The organism is Pseudomonas sp. R76, assembly GCF_009834565.1.
In the GTDB taxonomy this organism is placed as follows: Bacteria; Pseudomonadota; Gammaproteobacteria; order Pseudomonadales; family Pseudomonadaceae; genus Aquipseudomonas.
On sequence record NZ_CP019428.1, the window covers coordinates 3,300,225 to 3,317,067 of the forward strand.

At 62.0% G+C, this 16,843-nt stretch carries 12 protein-coding genes; 10 read left to right on the plus strand and 2 right to left on the minus strand.

Features of this window, described 5'->3' with window-relative positions:
- The first annotated feature begins 5 nt into the window (after positions 1-5).
- From PspR76_RS14960 to PspR76_RS15000, 9 genes are all read left to right on the plus strand, one after another.
- A complete protein-coding gene (locus PspR76_RS14960; protein ID WP_159956399.1) occupies positions 6-1,109 on the plus strand; it encodes a DmpA family aminopeptidase in 1,104 nt (367 codons plus the stop codon).
- Positions 1,110-1,477: 368 nt separating this feature from the next.
- Positions 1,478-2,911, plus strand: coding sequence for a serralysin family metalloprotease (locus PspR76_RS14965; RefSeq protein WP_159956401.1), 1,434 nt, complete (start codon positions 1,478-1,480; stop codon positions 2,909-2,911).
- 48 nt (positions 2,912-2,959) lie between these two features.
- On the plus strand, positions 2,960-3,328 hold the full coding sequence (locus PspR76_RS14970) for an AprI/Inh family metalloprotease inhibitor (protein ID WP_159961445.1): 369 nt from the start codon (positions 2,960-2,962) through the stop codon (positions 3,326-3,328).
- A 102-nt stretch (positions 3,329-3,430) separates the two neighbouring features.
- Positions 3,431-5,182, plus strand: coding sequence for a type I secretion system permease/ATPase (locus tag PspR76_RS14975; protein WP_159956403.1), 1,752 nt, complete (start codon positions 3,431-3,433; stop codon positions 5,180-5,182).
- On the plus strand, positions 5,179-6,492 hold the full coding sequence (locus PspR76_RS14980) for an HlyD family type I secretion periplasmic adaptor subunit (RefSeq protein ID WP_159956405.1): 1,314 nt from the start codon (positions 5,179-5,181) through the stop codon (positions 6,490-6,492). Before PspR76_RS14975 ends, PspR76_RS14980 begins: the two co-directional genes overlap by 4 nt.
- Positions 6,493-6,494: 2 nt before the next feature.
- Positions 6,495-7,829: a TolC family outer membrane protein gene (locus PspR76_RS14985; protein WP_159956407.1), complete on the plus strand. Its 1,335-nt coding sequence runs from the start codon at positions 6,495-6,497 to the stop codon at positions 7,827-7,829.
- A gap of 30 nt (positions 7,830-7,859) precedes the next feature.
- Complete coding sequence (eprS, locus tag PspR76_RS14990) at positions 7,860-10,817, plus strand: autotransporter serine peptidase EprS (RefSeq protein WP_159956408.1); 2,958 nt, start codon at positions 7,860-7,862, stop codon at positions 10,815-10,817.
- Between the two features lie 173 nt (positions 10,818-10,990).
- Complete coding sequence (locus PspR76_RS14995) at positions 10,991-14,101, plus strand: autotransporter serine protease (RefSeq protein ID WP_159956409.1); 3,111 nt, start codon at positions 10,991-10,993, stop codon at positions 14,099-14,101.
- A 273-nt stretch (positions 14,102-14,374) separates the two neighbouring features.
- Positions 14,375-15,805 (plus strand): polyurethane esterase, encoded by a 1,431-nt coding sequence (locus tag PspR76_RS15000; RefSeq protein ID WP_159956410.1) that lies wholly within the window; start codon positions 14,375-14,377, stop codon positions 15,803-15,805.
- On the opposite strand, the gene PspR76_RS15005 is transcribed toward PspR76_RS15000, so the two are convergent.
- Complete coding sequence (locus PspR76_RS15005) at positions 15,806-16,078, minus strand: hypothetical protein (protein ID WP_159956411.1); 273 nt, start codon at positions 16,076-16,078, stop codon at positions 15,806-15,808. It abuts the gene before it with no gap.
- A gap of 188 nt (positions 16,079-16,266) precedes the next feature.
- Here PspR76_RS15005 and PspR76_RS31060 point away from each other — a divergent pair, with 188 nt between their 5' ends.
- A complete protein-coding gene (locus tag PspR76_RS31060) occupies positions 16,267-16,431 on the plus strand; it encodes a hypothetical protein (protein WP_164487936.1) in 165 nt (54 codons plus the stop codon).
- A gap of 42 nt (positions 16,432-16,473) precedes the next feature.
- Here PspR76_RS31060 and PspR76_RS15010 read toward each other — a convergent pair whose 3' ends face one another.
- On the minus strand, positions 16,474-16,698 hold the full coding sequence (locus tag PspR76_RS15010; RefSeq protein WP_159956412.1) for a YgdI/YgdR family lipoprotein: 225 nt from the start codon (positions 16,696-16,698) through the stop codon (positions 16,474-16,476).
- Positions 16,699-16,843: the final 145 nt, after the last annotated feature.

Consider the following 16,843-nt stretch of genomic DNA (forward strand, 5'->3'; position numbering starts at 1 on the left):
TGGGTATGCGTGCACGTCAATTGGGCATTACGTTGGGGCTGGGCACGCCCGGCGAATTGAATGCCATCACCGATGTTCCGGGCGTTCGGGTCGGCCACAGTACGCTCAACACGCGTATCGACGGCAAACAGGTGCGCACCGGCGTCACTGTGGTGCAGCCGCGCGCGGGCGAGGCGCGCCATCAGCCGTGCTTTGCCGGCTATCACGTACTCAACGGCAATGGCGATGCCACCGGCCTTGAGTGGATCAGTGAAGCCGGGTTGCTGACCACGCCCGTGGCCATCACCAACACCCACAGCCTCGGCATTGTGCGTGACACCTTGATCGCCCTGGAGCGCGAGCGCCTGGCGGACCCTGCGGTGTACTGGTGCATGCCGGTGGTGATGGAAACCTATGATGGCCTGCTTAACGATATCTGGGGCCAGCACGTCAAGCCTGAGCATGTACGCCAAGCGCTGGATAACGCCGAGAGTGGCCCGGTGCAGGAAGGCGCAGTGGGCGGCGGCACCGGGATGATCTGCCATGAGTTCAAGGGCGGCATCGGCACCGCGTCACGGCGCTTGCCGGCTGAGGAGGGCGGCTGGACCGTCGGCGTGCTGGTGCAGGCCAACCACGGCAAGCGTCAGGAGCTGCGGGTCGACGGTTACCCGGTGGGCCGCCACTTGATGGGCATTGCTTCGCCGTTCGACGCGCGTGGCACGCCGGGCATGGGCTCGATTGTGGTGATCATCGCCACCGACGCGCCCTTGCTGCCGCATCAATGCCAGCGCCTGGCGCAACGCGCCTCCATTGGCATTGCTCGCACCGGCGGCGGCACCGAGGATTCCAGTGGCGACCTGTTCCTGGCATTCGCCACCGGCAACCGCGAGCTGCCACCGGCCGATTACGGGCGCAAGAACCTGCCGCTGAGCAGCGCGTTGCAGATGCTCAATAACGACCATATTTCGCCATTGTTCAGCGCAGCGGCAGAGGCGGTGGAGGAGGCGATCATCAACGCCATGCTGGCCGGCGAGGACATGACCACCGAGGACGGCGTCAAGGTCCCCGGCTTGGCGGACGAGACTTTATTGACCGCACTAAACAAGTGCGGCTGGAGCGTGTCCCCGTAATAGGGGACAACTCTAATTAATTATCTAAGTAGTGGCTCTTTAATGTCGCCAATGACACCGTGACAATATATTGGATCCATTATCCAAGTACGCCGCTCAAGTTGAGCGGCTTTACTGCTATTTAATATTTAAATACCACTCGGGCTGGCGCTTTTGCGCAAACGCAGTTGTCCCCAATAAACACTGCCTGCGACTTCCTCAAGTTGAATCCACGTCACATTTTCATGCCGGAAATATTTGTAGACGAAAGATTTCAAGTTGTGTCAGTTTCGATACGCCTTCAAAAGAGGCGAGTGATAGGACGATCCTCGCCCGCGAGGTTCCTATCGAACAAAGACTGATGCACTTGCAAACAAGGAAGTACGTTTATGTCAAAAGTAAAAGACAAAGCTATTGTATCTGCCGCGCAAGCCAGCACTGCTTACTCGCAAATCGATAGCTTCAGCCATCTGTATGACCGTGGCGGCAACCTCACGGTCAATGGCAAACCGTCCTTTTCCGTGGACCAGGCAGCGGACCACCTGCTGCGCGATGGCGCCTCGTACAAGGATGTGAATCACAACGGCAAGATCGATCTGACTTACACCTTCCTCACCTCGGCTTCCTCGGCGACCATGAACAAACATGGCATCTCCGGGTTCAGCCAGTTCAACGCCCAGCAGAAAGCACAGGCCGTACTGGCCATGCAATCCTGGGCGGATGTCGCCAACGTGAGCTTTACCGAAAGCGCCTCGGGCGGCGACACGCACATGACCTTCGGCAACTACAGCGGCGGCCAGGACGGCGCAGCAGCCTTCGCCTACCTGCCCGGCACCGGCGCAGGCTACGACGGCACGTCGTGGTACCTGACCAACAGCAGCTACACGCCGAACAAGACCCCGGACGTGAACAACTACGGCCGGCAGACCCTGACCCACGAAATCGGCCACACCTTGGGCCTGGCGCACCCTGGCGACTACAACGCCGGGACCGGCAACCCTTCGTACAAAGACGCGGACTATGGACAGGACACGCGTGGCTACAGCGTCATGAGTTACTGGAGCGAGAGCAACACCAACCAGAACTTCACCAAAGGCGGCGTCGAGGCCTACGCTTCCGGCCCGCTGATCGACGACATTGCCGCGATCCAGAAGCTCTACGGTGCCAACTACAGCACCCGCGCCGGTGACACCACCTACGGTTTCAACTCCAACACCGGGCGCGATTTCTACAGCGCCACCTCCAATGCCGACAAGCTAGTGTTCTCGGTATGGGACGGCGGTGGCAATGACACCCTGGACTTCTCCGGCTTTACCCAAAACCAGAAGATCAACCTCAATGAAGGCTCGTTCTCCGACGTTGGCGGCCTGGTGGGCAACGTGTCCATCGCCAAGGGCGTGACCGTCGAGAACGCGTTCGGTGGCGCGGGCAACGATCTGATCATTGGTAACAACGCCGCCAATATCATCAAAGGCGGTGCCGGCAACGACATCATCTACGGTGGTGGCGGTGCTGACCAACTGTGGGGCGGCGCCGGCAACGACACGTTTGTGTTCGGTGCCAGCTCCGATTCCAAGCCAGGTGCAGCCGACAAGATCTTTGACTTCACCTCGGGTTCGGACAAGATCGACCTGTCCGGCATCACCAAAGGTGCAGGCCTGACCTTCGTCAACGCGTTCACCGGCCATGCCGGCGACGCGGTGCTGAGCTATGCCTCGGGTACCAACCTGGGCACCTTGGCGGTGGACTTCTCCGGGCACGGCGTGGCGGATTTCCTCGTCACCACCGTTGGCCAGGCGGTTGCCAGCGACATCGTAGCGTGATGTAAAGCGCGCGGCGCTCCGGCGCCGCGCTCTAGGATGGAGCAGAAGATGGCGCGTTTTTCTCATTTGATCGCCTGTGCTTCACAGGTGGTGTTCATGTCGGCAGGAGCCCACGCAATGGCTAGCAGTCTTGTTTTACCCACCACCGCCCAGTTGGCAGGCCACTGGCAGTTGCACCAGCAGGATCAGGTGTGCGCGTTGGACTTGCTGGAACAGGCGAACGCGCTGGCCGGTGATGTCGCCTGCGCAGAACAATGGCTGGGCCAGAAACCCCTGAGCTGGACACCAACCCCGGACGGAATCTGGCTGATGAACGCCGAAGGCACCGGCATTATCCATTTGAACCGTGAAAAAGACGGCGAATATAAAGGGCAGACGCCTTCGATCCCCGAAGTTGTCCTGCAACGAACACCCTAATTAAAAGTTATAAACATATAACTCGATTTTAATAGTTGGCCGCCCTTATTTGGGGCGCGGGTAACTATTGCGCGTAATTTGTTTCAGGGAAGATCAGACGATATGGCGAAGTCCCATGCGGTTGCGCCCTTATTCCGGGCGTTGGGTGAATACAAGAGTATTTTGATCAGCATTGGCTGTTTCACCGCATTGATTAACCTGTTGATGCTGGTGCCGTCGATTTACATGCTGCAAGTGTATGACCGCGTGTTGTCCTCCCAGAATGAAACCACCCTGGTGATGTTGACGCTGATGGTCGTGGGCTTCTTTGCCTTTATCGGCACACTGGAAGTGCTGCGCAGTTTTATCGTGATCCGCATCGGCAGCCAATTGGAGCGGCGTTTCAACTTGCGCGTGTACAAAGCCGCGTTTGAACGCAACCTGCAACGTGGCCAGGGGCATGCCGGGCAATCGCTGGGCGACCTCACCGTGATCCGCCAATTCATCACCGGGCCGGCGCTGTTCGCGTTTTTCGATGCGCCGTGGTTTCCCATCTACCTCTTCGTGATTTTCCTCTTCAACGTGTGGCTCGGCGTGCTGGCCACGGCAGGCGCCGTGTTGCTGATCGCGCTGGCCTGCCTGAATGAATACCTGACCAAAAAGCCCTTGGGCGAGGCGGGCGCGTTTTCCCAGCAGTCCACTCAGTTGGCCACCAGCCATTTGCACAACGCCGAAACGATCCAGGCCATGGGCATGCTCGGCGCGTTGCGCAAACGCTGGTTCGCGGTGCACTCGCAATTCCTCGGTTACCAGAACAAGGCCAGCGACACCGGCTCGGTGATCACGTCGCTGAGTAAATCCCTGCGCCTGTGCCTGCAATCGTTGGTGCTGGGCCTGGGCGCCTTTCTGGTGATCAAGGGCGATATGACCGCCGGGATGATGATCGCCGGTTCCATCCTGATGGGCCGCGTGCTCAGCCCCATCGACCAGTTGATTGCGGTGTGGAAGCAGTGGAGTTCGGCCAAGTTGGCCTATCAGCGGCTCGATGATTTGCTGCGTGAATTCCCGCCGGAAGTTGAACCCATGGCCTTGCCGGCGCCCAACGGCCAGGTGAGTTTCGAGCAGGTCAGCGCAGGCCCGCCCGGGCGGCGCATGGCGACCTTGCAGCAGGTCAGCTTCAACCTCGGCGCCGGCGAAGTGCTTGGCGTGCTGGGTGCGTCGGGTTCGGGTAAATCCACCCTGGCCCGCGTGCTGGTTGGTGTGTGGCCCACCCTGGCCGGCACCGTGCGCCTGGACGGCGCCGACATTCACCGCTGGGACCGCGACGACCTCGGCCCGCATATCGGCTACTTGCCCCAGGACATCGAACTGTTCAGCGGCAGCATCGCCGACAACATCGCGCGTTTTCGCGACGCCGACCCGGAACTCGTGGTGAAAGCCGCGCAGCAAGCCGGTGTGCACGAGCTGATCCTGCGTTTGCCACAGGGTTACGACACGGTGCTGGGCGACAACGGCGGCGGCCTGTCCGGTGGCCAGAAACAACGCGTGGCCCTGGCCCGCGCGCTATACGGCGGGCCGCGTTTGATTGTGCTGGATGAGCCCAACTCCAACCTCGACACCGTCGGCGAAGCGGCACTGGCCAGTGCCATTGTGCAGATGAAGGCCCAGGGCAGCAGCGTTGTGCTGGTCACGCACCGGTCCTCGGCGCTGGCCCAGGCCGACAAGTTGCTGGTGCTCAACGACGGCCGTTTGCAGGCGTTCGGGCCGAGCCAGGAAGTGCTACGCGCGTTGTCAGGCCAGCAGGAAGCGCCCAAGGAAAAGCCTGGGGTGAGTTTCAGTCGTCAGTACCAAGCCGGAAGGAATCCAGGCGCATGAGCAGCCTTACCGTTGAGCCACGCTTTAAAGAACGCGACGCCGGTTTTTTCGTAAAAATGAGTTGGCTGCTGACCATCGTCGGTGCCGGCGGCTTTTTCCTTTGGGCCAGCCTCGCCCCACTCGACCAAGGCATCCCGGTGCAAGGCACGGTGGTGGTGTCGGGCAAGCGCAAGGCCGTGCAAACCTTCAGCCCCGGCGTGGTCAGCCGGATCCTGGTGAAGGAGGGCGAGTTGGTCAAACAGGGCCAGCCGCTGTTTCGCCTCGACCAGACCCAGAATCAGGCCGACGTGCAATCGCTGCAAGCCCAGTACCGCATGGCCTGGGCCAGTGCGGCGCGTTGGCAGAGCGAGCGCGACAATCGTTCCAGCATCGTCTTTCCGGCGGAGCTGAGCGCCAACCCCGACCCGGCCCTGGCGCTGGTGCTGGAAGGCCAGCGCCAATTGTTCAGCAGCCGCCGCGAAGCGTTTGCCCGTGAACAAGCGGGGATTCGCGCCAATATCGACGGCGCCAGCTCGCAACTGAATGGCATGCGCCGCGCGCGCAGTGACTTGTCGGCCCAGGCCCAATCCCTGCGCGATCAACTGGCCAACCTGCAGCCTTTGGCCGACAACGGCTATATCCCGCGCAACCGCCTGCTCGATTACCAGCGCCAACTGTCCCAGGTGCAGCAGGACCTGGCACAGAACACCGGCGAAAGCGGCCGCGTGGAGCAGGGCATCCTTGAGTCACGCCTGAAGTTGCAGCAGCACAGCGAGGAATATCAAAAGGAAGTGCGCAGCCAATTGGCCGACGCGCAACTGCGCAGCTTGACCCTTGAGCAGCAACTCACTTCCGCCGGGTTCGACCTGCAGCACAGCGAAATCAACGCGCCGGCCGATGGCATTGCGGTCAACCTCAGCGTGCACACCGAAGGCGCCGTGGTGCGTGCCGGTGAAACCCTGTTGGAAATCGTGCCCCAGGGCACCCGCCTGGAAGTGGAAGGGCGTTTGCCGGTGAACCTGGTGGATAAGGTCGGCACGCACTTGCCGGTGGACATTCTCTTCACCGCCTTCAACCAGAGCCGCACCCCGCGTGTGCCCGGCGAAGTCAGCCTGATTTCCGCCGACCAGATGCTCGATGAAAAAACCGGCCAGCCGTATTACGTGCTGCGCACCACCGTCAGCGAAGCTGCGCTGGAGAAACTGCATGGCCTGGTGATCAAGCCGGGCATGCCCGCCGAGATGTTTGTGCGCACTGGCGAGCGCTCGTTGCTCAATTACCTGTTCAAGCCGCTGCTGGATCGCGCCGGCTCTGCGTTGACCGAGGAATGAGCATGAAGTCGGTGTGCCTTTCTCTGTGTTTGCTGTGCGGGTCGGCCCAGGCGGCCATGGGCCCGTTTGATGTCTACGAGCAAGCGTTGCGTAACGACCCGGTGTTTCTTGGCGCGATCAAGGAGCGCGATGCCGGCCTGGAAAACCGCACCATCGGCCGCGCCGGGCTGCTGCCGAAGCTGTCGTACAACTACAACAAGGGCCGCAACAACTCCGAGGCGCACCTGCCGGACGGACGCGGCGGCACCTATCGCGATGACCGCAACTACAACAGTTATGGCTCGACTTTCAGCCTGCAACAGCCGTTGTTCGACTACGAAGCCTATGCCAACTACCGCAAGGGCGTGGCCCAGTCGCTGTTTGCCGATGAAAGTTTTCGCGACAAGAGCCAGGCCCTGCTGGTGCGGGTGCTGAGCTATTACACCCAGGCGTTGTTCGCCCAGGACCAGATCGACATCGCCCGCGCCAAGAAGAAGGCCTTCGAGCAACAGTTCCAGCAAAACCAGCACTTGTTCCAGCAAGGCGAGGGCACGCGCACCGACATTCTCGAAGCCGAATCGCGTTACGAGCTGGCCACCGCCGAAGAGATTCAGGCGCTGGATGAGCAAGATGCGTCGTTGCGCGAACTGGGCGCGTTGATCGGTGTGCAGAGCGTCAACATCAACGACCTGGCGCCGCTGAACCAAAGCTTTGCCGCCTTCACCCTGACCCCGGCCAACTACGACACCTGGCATGAACTGGCGATCAGCAATAACCCCACGCTCGCGTCCCAGCGCCAGGCCGTGGAAGTGGCGCGTTATGAAGTGGAACGCAACCGCGCCGGGCATTTACCCAAGGTCACTGCGTTTGCCAGCTCGCGCAAGCAGGAGTCCGACAGCGGCAACACCTACAACCAGCGCTACGACACCAACACCATCGGCATTGAAATCAGCGTGCCGTTGTATGCCGGTGGCGGCGTTTCGGCGTCCACCCGCCAGGCCAGCCGCGGCATGGAACAGGCCGAGTACGAGCTGGAAGGCAAGACCCGCGAAACCCTGATCGAGCTGCGTCGCCAGTTCAGTGCGTGCCTGTCGGGCGTGAGCAAATTGCGCGCGTACCAAAAGGCCCTGACCTCGGCCGAAGCGCTGGTGGTGTCGACCAAGCAAAGCATCCTCGGCGGCGAGCGGGTCAACCTCGACGCGCTGAATGCCGAGCAGCAGCTGTACACCACCCGCCGCGACCTGGCCCAGGCGCGTTACGACTATTTGATGGCCTGGACCAAATTGCACTACTACGCGGGCAACTTGCGCGACACCGACCTGGCGAAAGTCGACGAGGCCTTCGGCCCGGTGAAATGAGCACTTATAAAAACAATAAGGATGGTTTAGATGATCACCGATTCACCGCGCTTCAAACCGTTTACCGCGGGCTCCTTGCTGCTGTTGTCCGTTGCGGCACAGGCGCAATACACCGAGACCGGCCAACCGGGTAACCCCGCCAGCTGGCGCTCCGCCGAATACCAGAGCGACTGGGGCCTGGACCGCATGAAGGCGAACGAAGCCTACGCCGCCGGCATCAGCGGCAGCGGGGTGAAGATCGGCGCGTTGGACTCCGGGTTCGATGCCGATCACCCGGAAGCCTCCAAGGACCGTTTTCACCCGGTGACCGCCACCGGCACCTATGTGGATGGCAGCCCCTTCAGCACCACCGGTGCGCTCAACCCCAACAACGATTCCCACGGCACCCATGTCACCGGCACCATGGGCGCGGCCCGCGACGGCGTGGGCATGCACGGCGTGGCCTACAACGCGCAAGTCTATGTGGGCAATACCAACGCCAACGACAGCTTCCTGTTCGGCCCGACGCCGGACCCCAAATACTTCAAGGCGGTGTACAGCGCGTTGGTGGATTCCGGTGTGCGCGCCATCAACAACAGTTGGGGCAGCCAGCCGCCGAATGTCAGCTACCAGACCCTCGGCGACCTGCACGCGGCCTACGCCCAGCATTACAACCAGGGCACGTGGCTGGATGCGGCAGCGGATGTGGCCAAGGCCGGTGTGATCAATGTGTTCAGCGCCGGCAACAGCGGCTACGCGAATGCCAGCGTGCGTTCGGCGTTGCCGTATTTCCAGCCGGAACTGGAGGGCCATTGGCTGGCCGTGTCGGGCCTGGACAAGGCGAACAACCAGAAATACAACAAGTGCGGCATCGCCAAGTACTGGTGTATTTCCACCCCCGGCGCGTTGATCAACAGCACCGTGCCCGGCGGCGGTTATGGGGTGAAATCCGGCACCTCGATGTCGGCGCCGCATGCCACGGGCGCGTTGGCGCTGGTGATGGAACGCTACCCGTACATGAACAACGCGCAGGCGTTGCAAGTGCTGTTGACCACCGCCACGCAGCTCGACGGCTCGATCACCCAGGCACCCAATGCCATCGTCGGCTGGGGCGTGCCGGACCTCGGCCGGGCGATGCACGGGCCGGGGCAATTGCTCGGGGCGATGGACGTGAACCTGGCGGCCGGGCAGGGCGATGTGTGGAGCAATGGCATCTCCGACCAAGCGTTGTTGCAGCGCCAGGCCGAAGACCGCGCCGAGCACACAGCCTGGCAGCAGACGCTGATCGACAAAGGCTGGCAAAACGGCGTGGCCGCCAACGCCAGCCAGCAGGACCAGACCGACTACGCGGTCGGCACCGCGCGCGACCAAGCCGCGGCGAGCCGCGTATACGAAGGCAGCCTGATCAAATCCGGCGCCGGCAGCTTGCTGCTCAGCGGCGACAGCACCTATCGCGGCCCGACCACCGTCAACGGCGGCCTGTTGGCGGTAAACGGTTCGTTGACCTCGGCAGTAACCGTAAATGACAGCGGCACCCTCGGCGGTTCCGGGCGGATTGCGGCGTTGTCGGTGAACAGCGGCGGCCGCGTCGCGCCGGGCAATTCCGTCGGCACGTTGAACGTGGCAGGCGATGTGAACCTCGGCGCGGGCTCAACCTATGCGGTAGAACTCACGCCCACCAGCAGCGACCGCATTGTCGCCGGTGGCAAGGCCGTGCTCGGCGGCGGCACCGTGACCCTGGCGCTGGAAAACAGCCCCACGCTGCTCAGCCAAAGCCAGGCGCAAAGCCTGATTGGCCGCCAGTACAGCATCCTGCAGGCCGCCGGTGGCATTCAGGGCCAGTTTGGTCAGGTGTTGCCGAACTACCTGTTCGTGGGCGGCACCCTCGACTATGCGGCCAACGGCGTGCAGTTGGCCGTGGTGCGCAACGACGCCACGTTCGCCAGCGTCGCCGCCACGCGCAACCAGCGCAACGTGGCCGCCGCCGCCGAGCAACTGGGCGCGGGCAACCCGGTGTACGAAAGCCTGTTGCAGTCGGATACACGCGCCGCAGCCCAGCAAGGCTTGCAGCAGCTGTCCGGCGAAATCTACCCGGCGATTGGCGCGATGTTGATCAACGACAGCCTGCAACTGCGCGATGCGGTGGGCGAGCGCCTGCGCCATGTGCCGGTCAACGGCGAGAGCAACCTGTGGCTCAAGGCGCTGGGTGCCTGGGGCAAGACCGACAGCCGCAGCGAAACGGCGGGCTCGACGACTTCGATTGGCGGTCTGCTGGCCGGGGTCGACGGCGCACTGGACGAGCAGACCCGCGTGGGTGTGGTGGCCGGTTACAGCGATAGCTCGTTGAGCATGGGCAGTGGCACACATTCCTCGGCGTCCATCGACAGTTACCACTTTGGTGCGTATGCCGGGCGCGAGCTGGGCGACTGGCGCGTCAGCGTCGGCGGCGCCTACAGCTGGCATCGCGGCGATGTGAAGCGTGACCTGCAATACGGCGAGGTCAGCGGCAAACAAAAGGCCAAGCTCGACGCGCGCACGGCCCAGCTGTTTACCGAGGCGGCTTACCGCATTCGCTTGCAGCCGCTGGCGCTGGAACCGTTCGCCAACCTGGCTTATGTGCATCTGGACAGTGATTCATTCCACGAAAAAGGCGATGCGGCGGCGCTGGAACGTGGCAGTGATCGACGTGATGCGGTGCTGAGCACGCTCGGTGTGCGGGCGTTGAAAACCTTGCCGCTCAATGACCACCAGCAGTTGGAGCTGTCCGGCTCGTTGGGCTGGCAGCACAGCCTGACGGCGGTCGAATCCGAAGAGCATTTGGCGTTTGAAGCAGGCGGGCCGTCATTTGCCGTGCGCAGTTCGCCGTTGCTGCGCGATGCGGGGTTGGTGGGCGTGCAGGCGAGTTTGGCGTTGAGCCCGAGCACGCGGGTCAACCTGGATTACACCGGGCAGTTGGGTGGGCGGGAGAACACCCAGGGCGTGGGGTTGAGCCTGAACTGGCAGTTCTAGAGAACACCGAAGGTCAACATGTGGGAGCGGGCTTGCTCGCGAAGACGGTGGGTCAGTGATGAATGTGGCGACTGATACACCGCTTTCGCGAGCAAGCCCGCTCCCACACGGGAACTGCGGCGCTGAAAAAAGTTATTCACATACCGGCAATAAGAAAACTAAGGAAGGTCACCGTGAACAAACGCAAGTCAGGGTTAATTACCGCCACTCACACAGGCCCGGGCTACCCGCTCAAGGCTTTGAGCTGCGTGCCATACGGCGCGTTGCTGTGCTGCCTGGCAAGCCTGGGGACCGCCCAGGCCGCGCCCTATGTGGAAACCGGCAAGTTGGGCGACGCTGCCAGTTGGCGCAGCGATGAGTTCAAGGCCGATTGGGGCCTGGGCGCTGTGCATGCCGACGCGGCCTATGCCGCCGGCTACACCGGCAAGGGTGTCAAGCTGGGCATTTTCGACCAGCCGGTGTACGCCCAGCACCCGGAATTCGCCAGCCCCGGCAAAGTGGTGACGATCGTCACCGAGGGCATTCGCCAGTACACCGACCCGTATATTCCGGTGAAGGCCGGCGATGCGTTTCGCTATGACGGCACGCCGTCCCTGGGCTCCAACGGCAAGCTGGGTAACCACGGCACCCACGTCGGCGGTATTGCCGCAGGCAACCGCGACGGCGGGCCGATGCACGGCGTGGCGTTCAACGCGCAGATCATCAGCGCCGAAAACGGTGACCCAGGCCCGGAAGACGGGATCATCCTCGGCAACGACGGCGCGGTGTACAAGGCCGGTTGGGATGCCCTGGTCGCCAGCGGTGCGCGGATCATCAACAACAGTTGGGGCATCGGCATCGGCGACCAGTACGCCAAGGGCGGCCGCGATCCGGCGTTCCCGAATTTCACCGTCAATGAAGCGCAGGCGCAGTTCAATAACATCCGGCCGATCCTCGGCACGATTGCCGGTGGCGCGTATCAAGGAGCAATCGACGCGGCTCGCAGTGGCGTGCTGACGATCTTTGCCGCGGGTAACGACTACAACCGCAACAACCCGGATGCGATTTCGGGCCTGGCGTACTTTGTGCCGGAGATTGCCCCGAACTGGCTGTCGGTGGCGGCGTTGCAGCAAAACCCCAACACCGCGAGCCCCGATCCGTATGTGATCAGCACCTTCTCTTCGCGCTGCGGTTATGCGGCGAGTTTTTGCGTGTCGGCCCCCGGCACCAAGATCTACAGCTCGATCATCAACGGCACCAGCCTGGAAAACCTCACCACCGACTACGCCAACTTCAACGGCACCTCGATGGCTGCGCCACACGTGGCCGGCAGTGCGGCGGTGCTGATGGAGCGCTTCCCGTACATGAACGGCGAGCAGGTCTCGACGCTGCTGAAAACCACCGCCACTGACCTCGGCGCGCCGGGCATCGACTCGTTGTACGGCTGGGGCATGATCAACCTGGGCAAGGCCGTCAACGGCCCGGGCATGTTTATCACCGCCGAGGATATTCCGGCTGAGTTCCGAATCGACGGCGCGTATGGCAGCGGCCAATTCGTTGCGGACCTGCCCGGCATCGGCGCCGTGGTCGACGCCGGCAAACCCACCCAACGGATTTGCACCGACGTGCACTGCGGGCGGGACGTGTGGAGCAATGACATCGCCGGCCACGGCGGCCTGACCAAGCAAGGCATTGGCACGCTGGTGCTGACCGGCACGAACACCTACAGCGGCCCGACCTTGGTCAACCAGGGCTTGTTGGCGATCAATGGCTCGGTGACTTCCGACGTCACCGTCAGCCAGAGCGGCAAAGTGGGGGGCTCGGGGCAGATCGGCTCGCTGACCGCCAAAAGCGGCGGCACCGTGGCGCCGGGCAACTCCATCGGCACCTTGAACGTGGCCGGCAATGTGACGTTCGACGCCGGTTCGACCTACGCCGTGGAGCTGTCGCCGACCAGCAGCGACCGTATTGTCGCAGGCGGCACGGCGACGCTGAATGGCGGCACCGTGACCCTGGCGCTGGAAAACAGCCCGACCCTGCTGACCAGCGCACAAGCGCAGAGCTTGATCGGGCGCCAGTACAACATCCTTCAAGCCGCCGGTGGCATTACCGGCAGCTTCGGTTCGGTGCTGCCGGATTACCTGTTCATCGGTGGCACGCTGAACTACGCGGCCAACGGCGTGCAGTTGGATGTTGTGCGCAGCGCCAACAGCTTCGCCAGTGCGGCGGCTACGCCTAACCAGCGTGCGGTGGCGGCGGCGACCGAGCAATTGGGCGCGGGCAATGCGGTGTATGAGAGCGTGCTGCTGGCGCCAAACGCGGCGTCGGCCCAGGGCGCGTTCCAGCAACTGAGCGGCGAAATCTACCCGGCGCTGGAGACTGCGCTGGTCAATGACAGCCGCTACGTGCGTGAAGCAGTGGGCGAGCGCCTGCGCAATGGCGAGATGGGCGCGAGCAGCCAGACCGTCGACAGCCGTGGCAACGTGTGGATCAAGGCGCTGGGCGCGTGGGGCAAGACCGACAGCCGCAGCGACACGGCGGGCTACACCACGTCTGTCGGCGGCATGCTCGCCGGTGTGGATGGCGCGCTGGACGATGCCACCCGCATCGGTGTGGTCGCCGGTTACAGCGACACCTCGTTGAATATGGGCGATGGCACCCACAGCCGTGCCTCAGTGGACAGCTACCATTTCGGCGCGTACGCCGGTCATGAGATCGGCGCCTGGCGCCTGAGTGGCGGCGCGACCTATAGCTGGCACCGTGCAGATGTGAAGCGCGACCTGCAATACGGCGATGTGGCCGGCAAGCAGAAAGTCAAAGTGGATGCCAACAGCACGCAGGTGTTCGGTGAGGCGGCATACCGCGTCAATCTGCAGCCGCTGGCCCTGGAGCCGTTCGCCAACCTGGCGTACGTGCACCTGGACACCGATGGGTTTACCGAGAAGGGCGATGCGGCTGCGTTGAAAGGTCATGACGACACTCGCGATGTGGTGCTGAGCACCTTGGGCGTGCGCGCGTTGAAGACCTTTAACGTGAATGATCACCAGCAGTTGGAGGTGTCTGGCACCTTGGGCTGGCAGCACAATTTGAGCAGCACGGATTCCGAGCAGCACCTGGCGTTTGCCTCGGGCGGCCCTTCGTTCGCGGTGGAAAGTGCGCCGATGGTGCGCGATGCGGCGCTGGTTGGGGCGCGGGTCAGCTTGGCGTTGAGCAAGGATGCGCGGGTGAATTTTGACTACAACGGCCTGTTGGCCAGCAAGGAGAAAGTGCACGGGGTGGGGTTGAGCCTTGACTGGGCGTTCTAAGGGGTAAATGTGGGAGCAGGGCTTTATTTGAGAGCAGGGTGTGTGGGAGCCGGGCTTGCCCGCGATGCAGGCACCCTGGTGTGTCAGTGAGACTGAGGTGATGCCATCGCAGGCAAGCCAGCTCCCACATAAGCCAGCTCTCAGATAGTTCCAGCTCCCACATAAGCCAGCTCTCAGGTAAATCCAGCTCCCACATAAATCAGCCCTCACATAGGGCTGTGGATACAGGTGTTTTCGCTTTCTCGACAAATTCAACAACAGAGAGGCAGTGCCATGGGTATCTTTGACTATAAAAACCTCGGTTCCGAGGGCTCCAAAGCGTTGTTCGCCGATGCCATGGCGATCACGTTGTATTCCTATCACAACCTGGATAACGGCTTTGCCGTGGGTTATCAGCACAACGGGCTGGGCTTGGGTTTGCCGGCGACGTTGGTGGGGGCGTTGCTCGGCAGCACGGATTCACAAGGGGTGATTCCGGGCATTGCGTGGAACCCCGACTCGGAAAAAGCCGCCCTTGACGCGGTGCAAAAAGCCGGGTGGACGCCCATCAGCGCCAGCGCCCTGGGCTACGGCGGCAAGGTTGACGCACGCGGCACGTTCTTTGGCGAAAAAGCCGGCTACACCTCGGCGCAGGTCGAGGTGCTGGGCAAGTACGATGACGCGGGCAAATTGCTTGAAATCGGCATCGGTTTTCGGGGCACCTCGGGGCCACGGGAAACCTTGATCAGCGACGCCATCGGCGACCTGATCAGCGACTTGCTCGCGGCTTTTGGCCCCAAGGATTACGCAAAAAATTACACCGGCGAAGCCTTCGGCAGCTTGCTCAAGAATGTGGCTGACTTTGCCGGCGCCCATGGCCTGACCGGCAAGGACGTGGTGGTCAGCGGCCACAGCCTGGGCGGCCTGGCGGTCAACAGCATGGCGGACTTGAGTACCAACAAGTGGGCGGGGTTTTATAAGGATTCCAACTACGTGGCGTACGCCTCGCCGACCCAGAGTGCCGGCGACAAGGTGCTCAATATCGGTTATGAAAACGACCCGGTGTTCCGCGCGCTGGACGGTTCATCCTTCAACCTGTCGTCGTTGGGCGTGCATGACAAACCCCACGAATCGACCACCGACAATATCGTCAACTTCAACGACCACTACGCCTCGACGTTGTGGAATGTGCTGCCGTTTTCCATCGTCAACCTGCCGACCTGGGTCTCGCACCTGCCCACGGCGTATGGCGATGGCATGACGCGTATCCTCGAGTCCGGCTTCTACGACCAGATGTCCCGCGACTCCACGGTGATCGTCGCCAACCTGTCCGACCCGGCGCGGGCCAACACCTGGGTGCAGGACCTGAACCGCAATGCCGAACCCCACAAGGGCAACACGTTCATTATCGGCAGTGACGGCAATGATTTGATCCAGGGCGGCAAGGGCGCCGACTTTATCGAAGGCGGCAAGGGCAATGACACGATCCGCGACAACAGCGGGCACAACACCTTTCTGTTCAGCGGCCACTTTGGCAATGACCGCGTGATTGGCTACCAGCCCACCGACAAGCTGGTGTTCAAGGACGTGGCGGGGAGCACCGACCTGCGTGACCACGCGAAGGTGGTCGGCGCCGATACGGTGCTCACCTTTGGTGCCGACTCGGTAACGTTGGTCGGCGTCGGGCATGGCGGCCTGTGGGCCGATGGCGTCAGCATCGGCTGATCAATGCCAGTGCTGCCCCCGCCAGCCACCGCCCCAATACGGCCGGTGGGGGTAGCCATACCCGTAACCGTAGACGTGGTGCGGGTAGTAATAAGGCCGCGGGCCGTAACCCCAATGCCCGTAATACACCGGTGGTGGCGGCTGTTGCACCACGATCACCCGTGGCGGCTGGCGAATGATAATGGTGTCGGCAAAGGCCGGCGCACTGGCCAATGCCGCCAGGGCCAGGGGGATGAGTGCAAGCGCGCGAATTGTCCGGGACATGAGTGCCATGGCCGTCTTTCTCCGTTCTACCGCCTTCGAAGATGAAGGCGGCTTATCGGTTAAACGCCACAGCTCTGGAAAACCTTCGGTAAATAAATCTTCATCGATCAGCGGCAGAGCACAGCGACGGATTGTGCGGGCCTCCTGCGTTTAATCACGGCCTGCGAGATGTTTCGCGCGTCATGTGAGGAGCTGACATGTCCCGACTTCGATTGCTGCTGTGCGCCTTGGTGCTGCTGGGGTTGGGCGGGTGTGCGGTGTATCCGGCCTATCCGGGCCCATGCTGCTACCGTCCGTACTACCACTCGTACTATTACCATCCCTACTATCACCCGTATTACCACCCGTACTATCGGTACTGAAACCACCAACAAAAAGCCCCGCATCTGCGGGGCTTTTTGTTATCACTTTTCGTTGCGTACCGTCGCGACGTCGGCGGCCTTCACGCGAATGTGCTTGCCGGCAATGTCCGTGAACTCATAGAAGCCGTCGGCTGTTTTGGTGTTCGGGGTGTCCTTGGTCAAATACTGTGTGCCATTTTGCAGTGTCACCACGGTTTGCGTCGCGCAACCGGTCAATAGCAGAAAAGTGAGTGCAACCAGCGGCAGACCCAAATTCTTCATGTTCATAACCCTTACTTTTAACCCTGAAAAATCCCGCGCCAGGCGCTGCGGGCCATAAATGTTACGCCACCCACAGAGCTATCTGATCACTTTTATAAGAAAAGTTGCGTGCGCCATTTATCTATTACCGATTGCAACAAGCGCTTTGCGG

Excerpts from the sequence above, each read along its gene's own strand:
- PspR76_RS14960 (WP_159956399.1), top strand. The coding sequence starts at position 6 with ATGCGTGCACGTCAATTGGGCATTACGTTGGGGCTGGGCACGCCCGGC.
- PspR76_RS14965 (WP_159956401.1), top strand. The coding sequence starts at position 1,478 with ATGTCAAAAGTAAAAGACAAAGCTATTGTATCTGCCGCGCAAGCCAGC.
- PspR76_RS14970 (WP_159961445.1), top strand. The coding sequence starts at position 2,960 with ATGGCGCGTTTTTCTCATTTGATCGCCTGTGCTTCACAGGTGGTGTTC.
- PspR76_RS14975 (WP_159956403.1), top strand. The coding sequence starts at position 3,431 with ATGGCGAAGTCCCATGCGGTTGCGCCCTTATTCCGGGCGTTGGGTGAA.
- PspR76_RS14980 (WP_159956405.1), top strand. The coding sequence starts at position 5,179 with ATGAGCAGCCTTACCGTTGAGCCACGCTTTAAAGAACGCGACGCCGGT.
- PspR76_RS14985 (WP_159956407.1), top strand. The coding sequence starts at position 6,495 with ATGAAGTCGGTGTGCCTTTCTCTGTGTTTGCTGTGCGGGTCGGCCCAG.
- eprS (WP_159956408.1), top strand. The coding sequence starts at position 7,860 with ATGATCACCGATTCACCGCGCTTCAAACCGTTTACCGCGGGCTCCTTG.
- PspR76_RS15000 (WP_159956410.1), top strand. The coding sequence starts at position 14,375 with ATGGGTATCTTTGACTATAAAAACCTCGGTTCCGAGGGCTCCAAAGCG.
- PspR76_RS15005 (WP_159956411.1), bottom strand. The coding sequence starts at position 16,078 with ATGGCACTCATGTCCCGGACAATTCGCGCGCTTGCACTCATCCCCCTG.
- PspR76_RS31060 (WP_164487936.1), top strand. The coding sequence starts at position 16,267 with ATGTCCCGACTTCGATTGCTGCTGTGCGCCTTGGTGCTGCTGGGGTTG.
- PspR76_RS15010 (WP_159956412.1), bottom strand. The coding sequence starts at position 16,698 with ATGAACATGAAGAATTTGGGTCTGCCGCTGGTTGCACTCACTTTTCTG.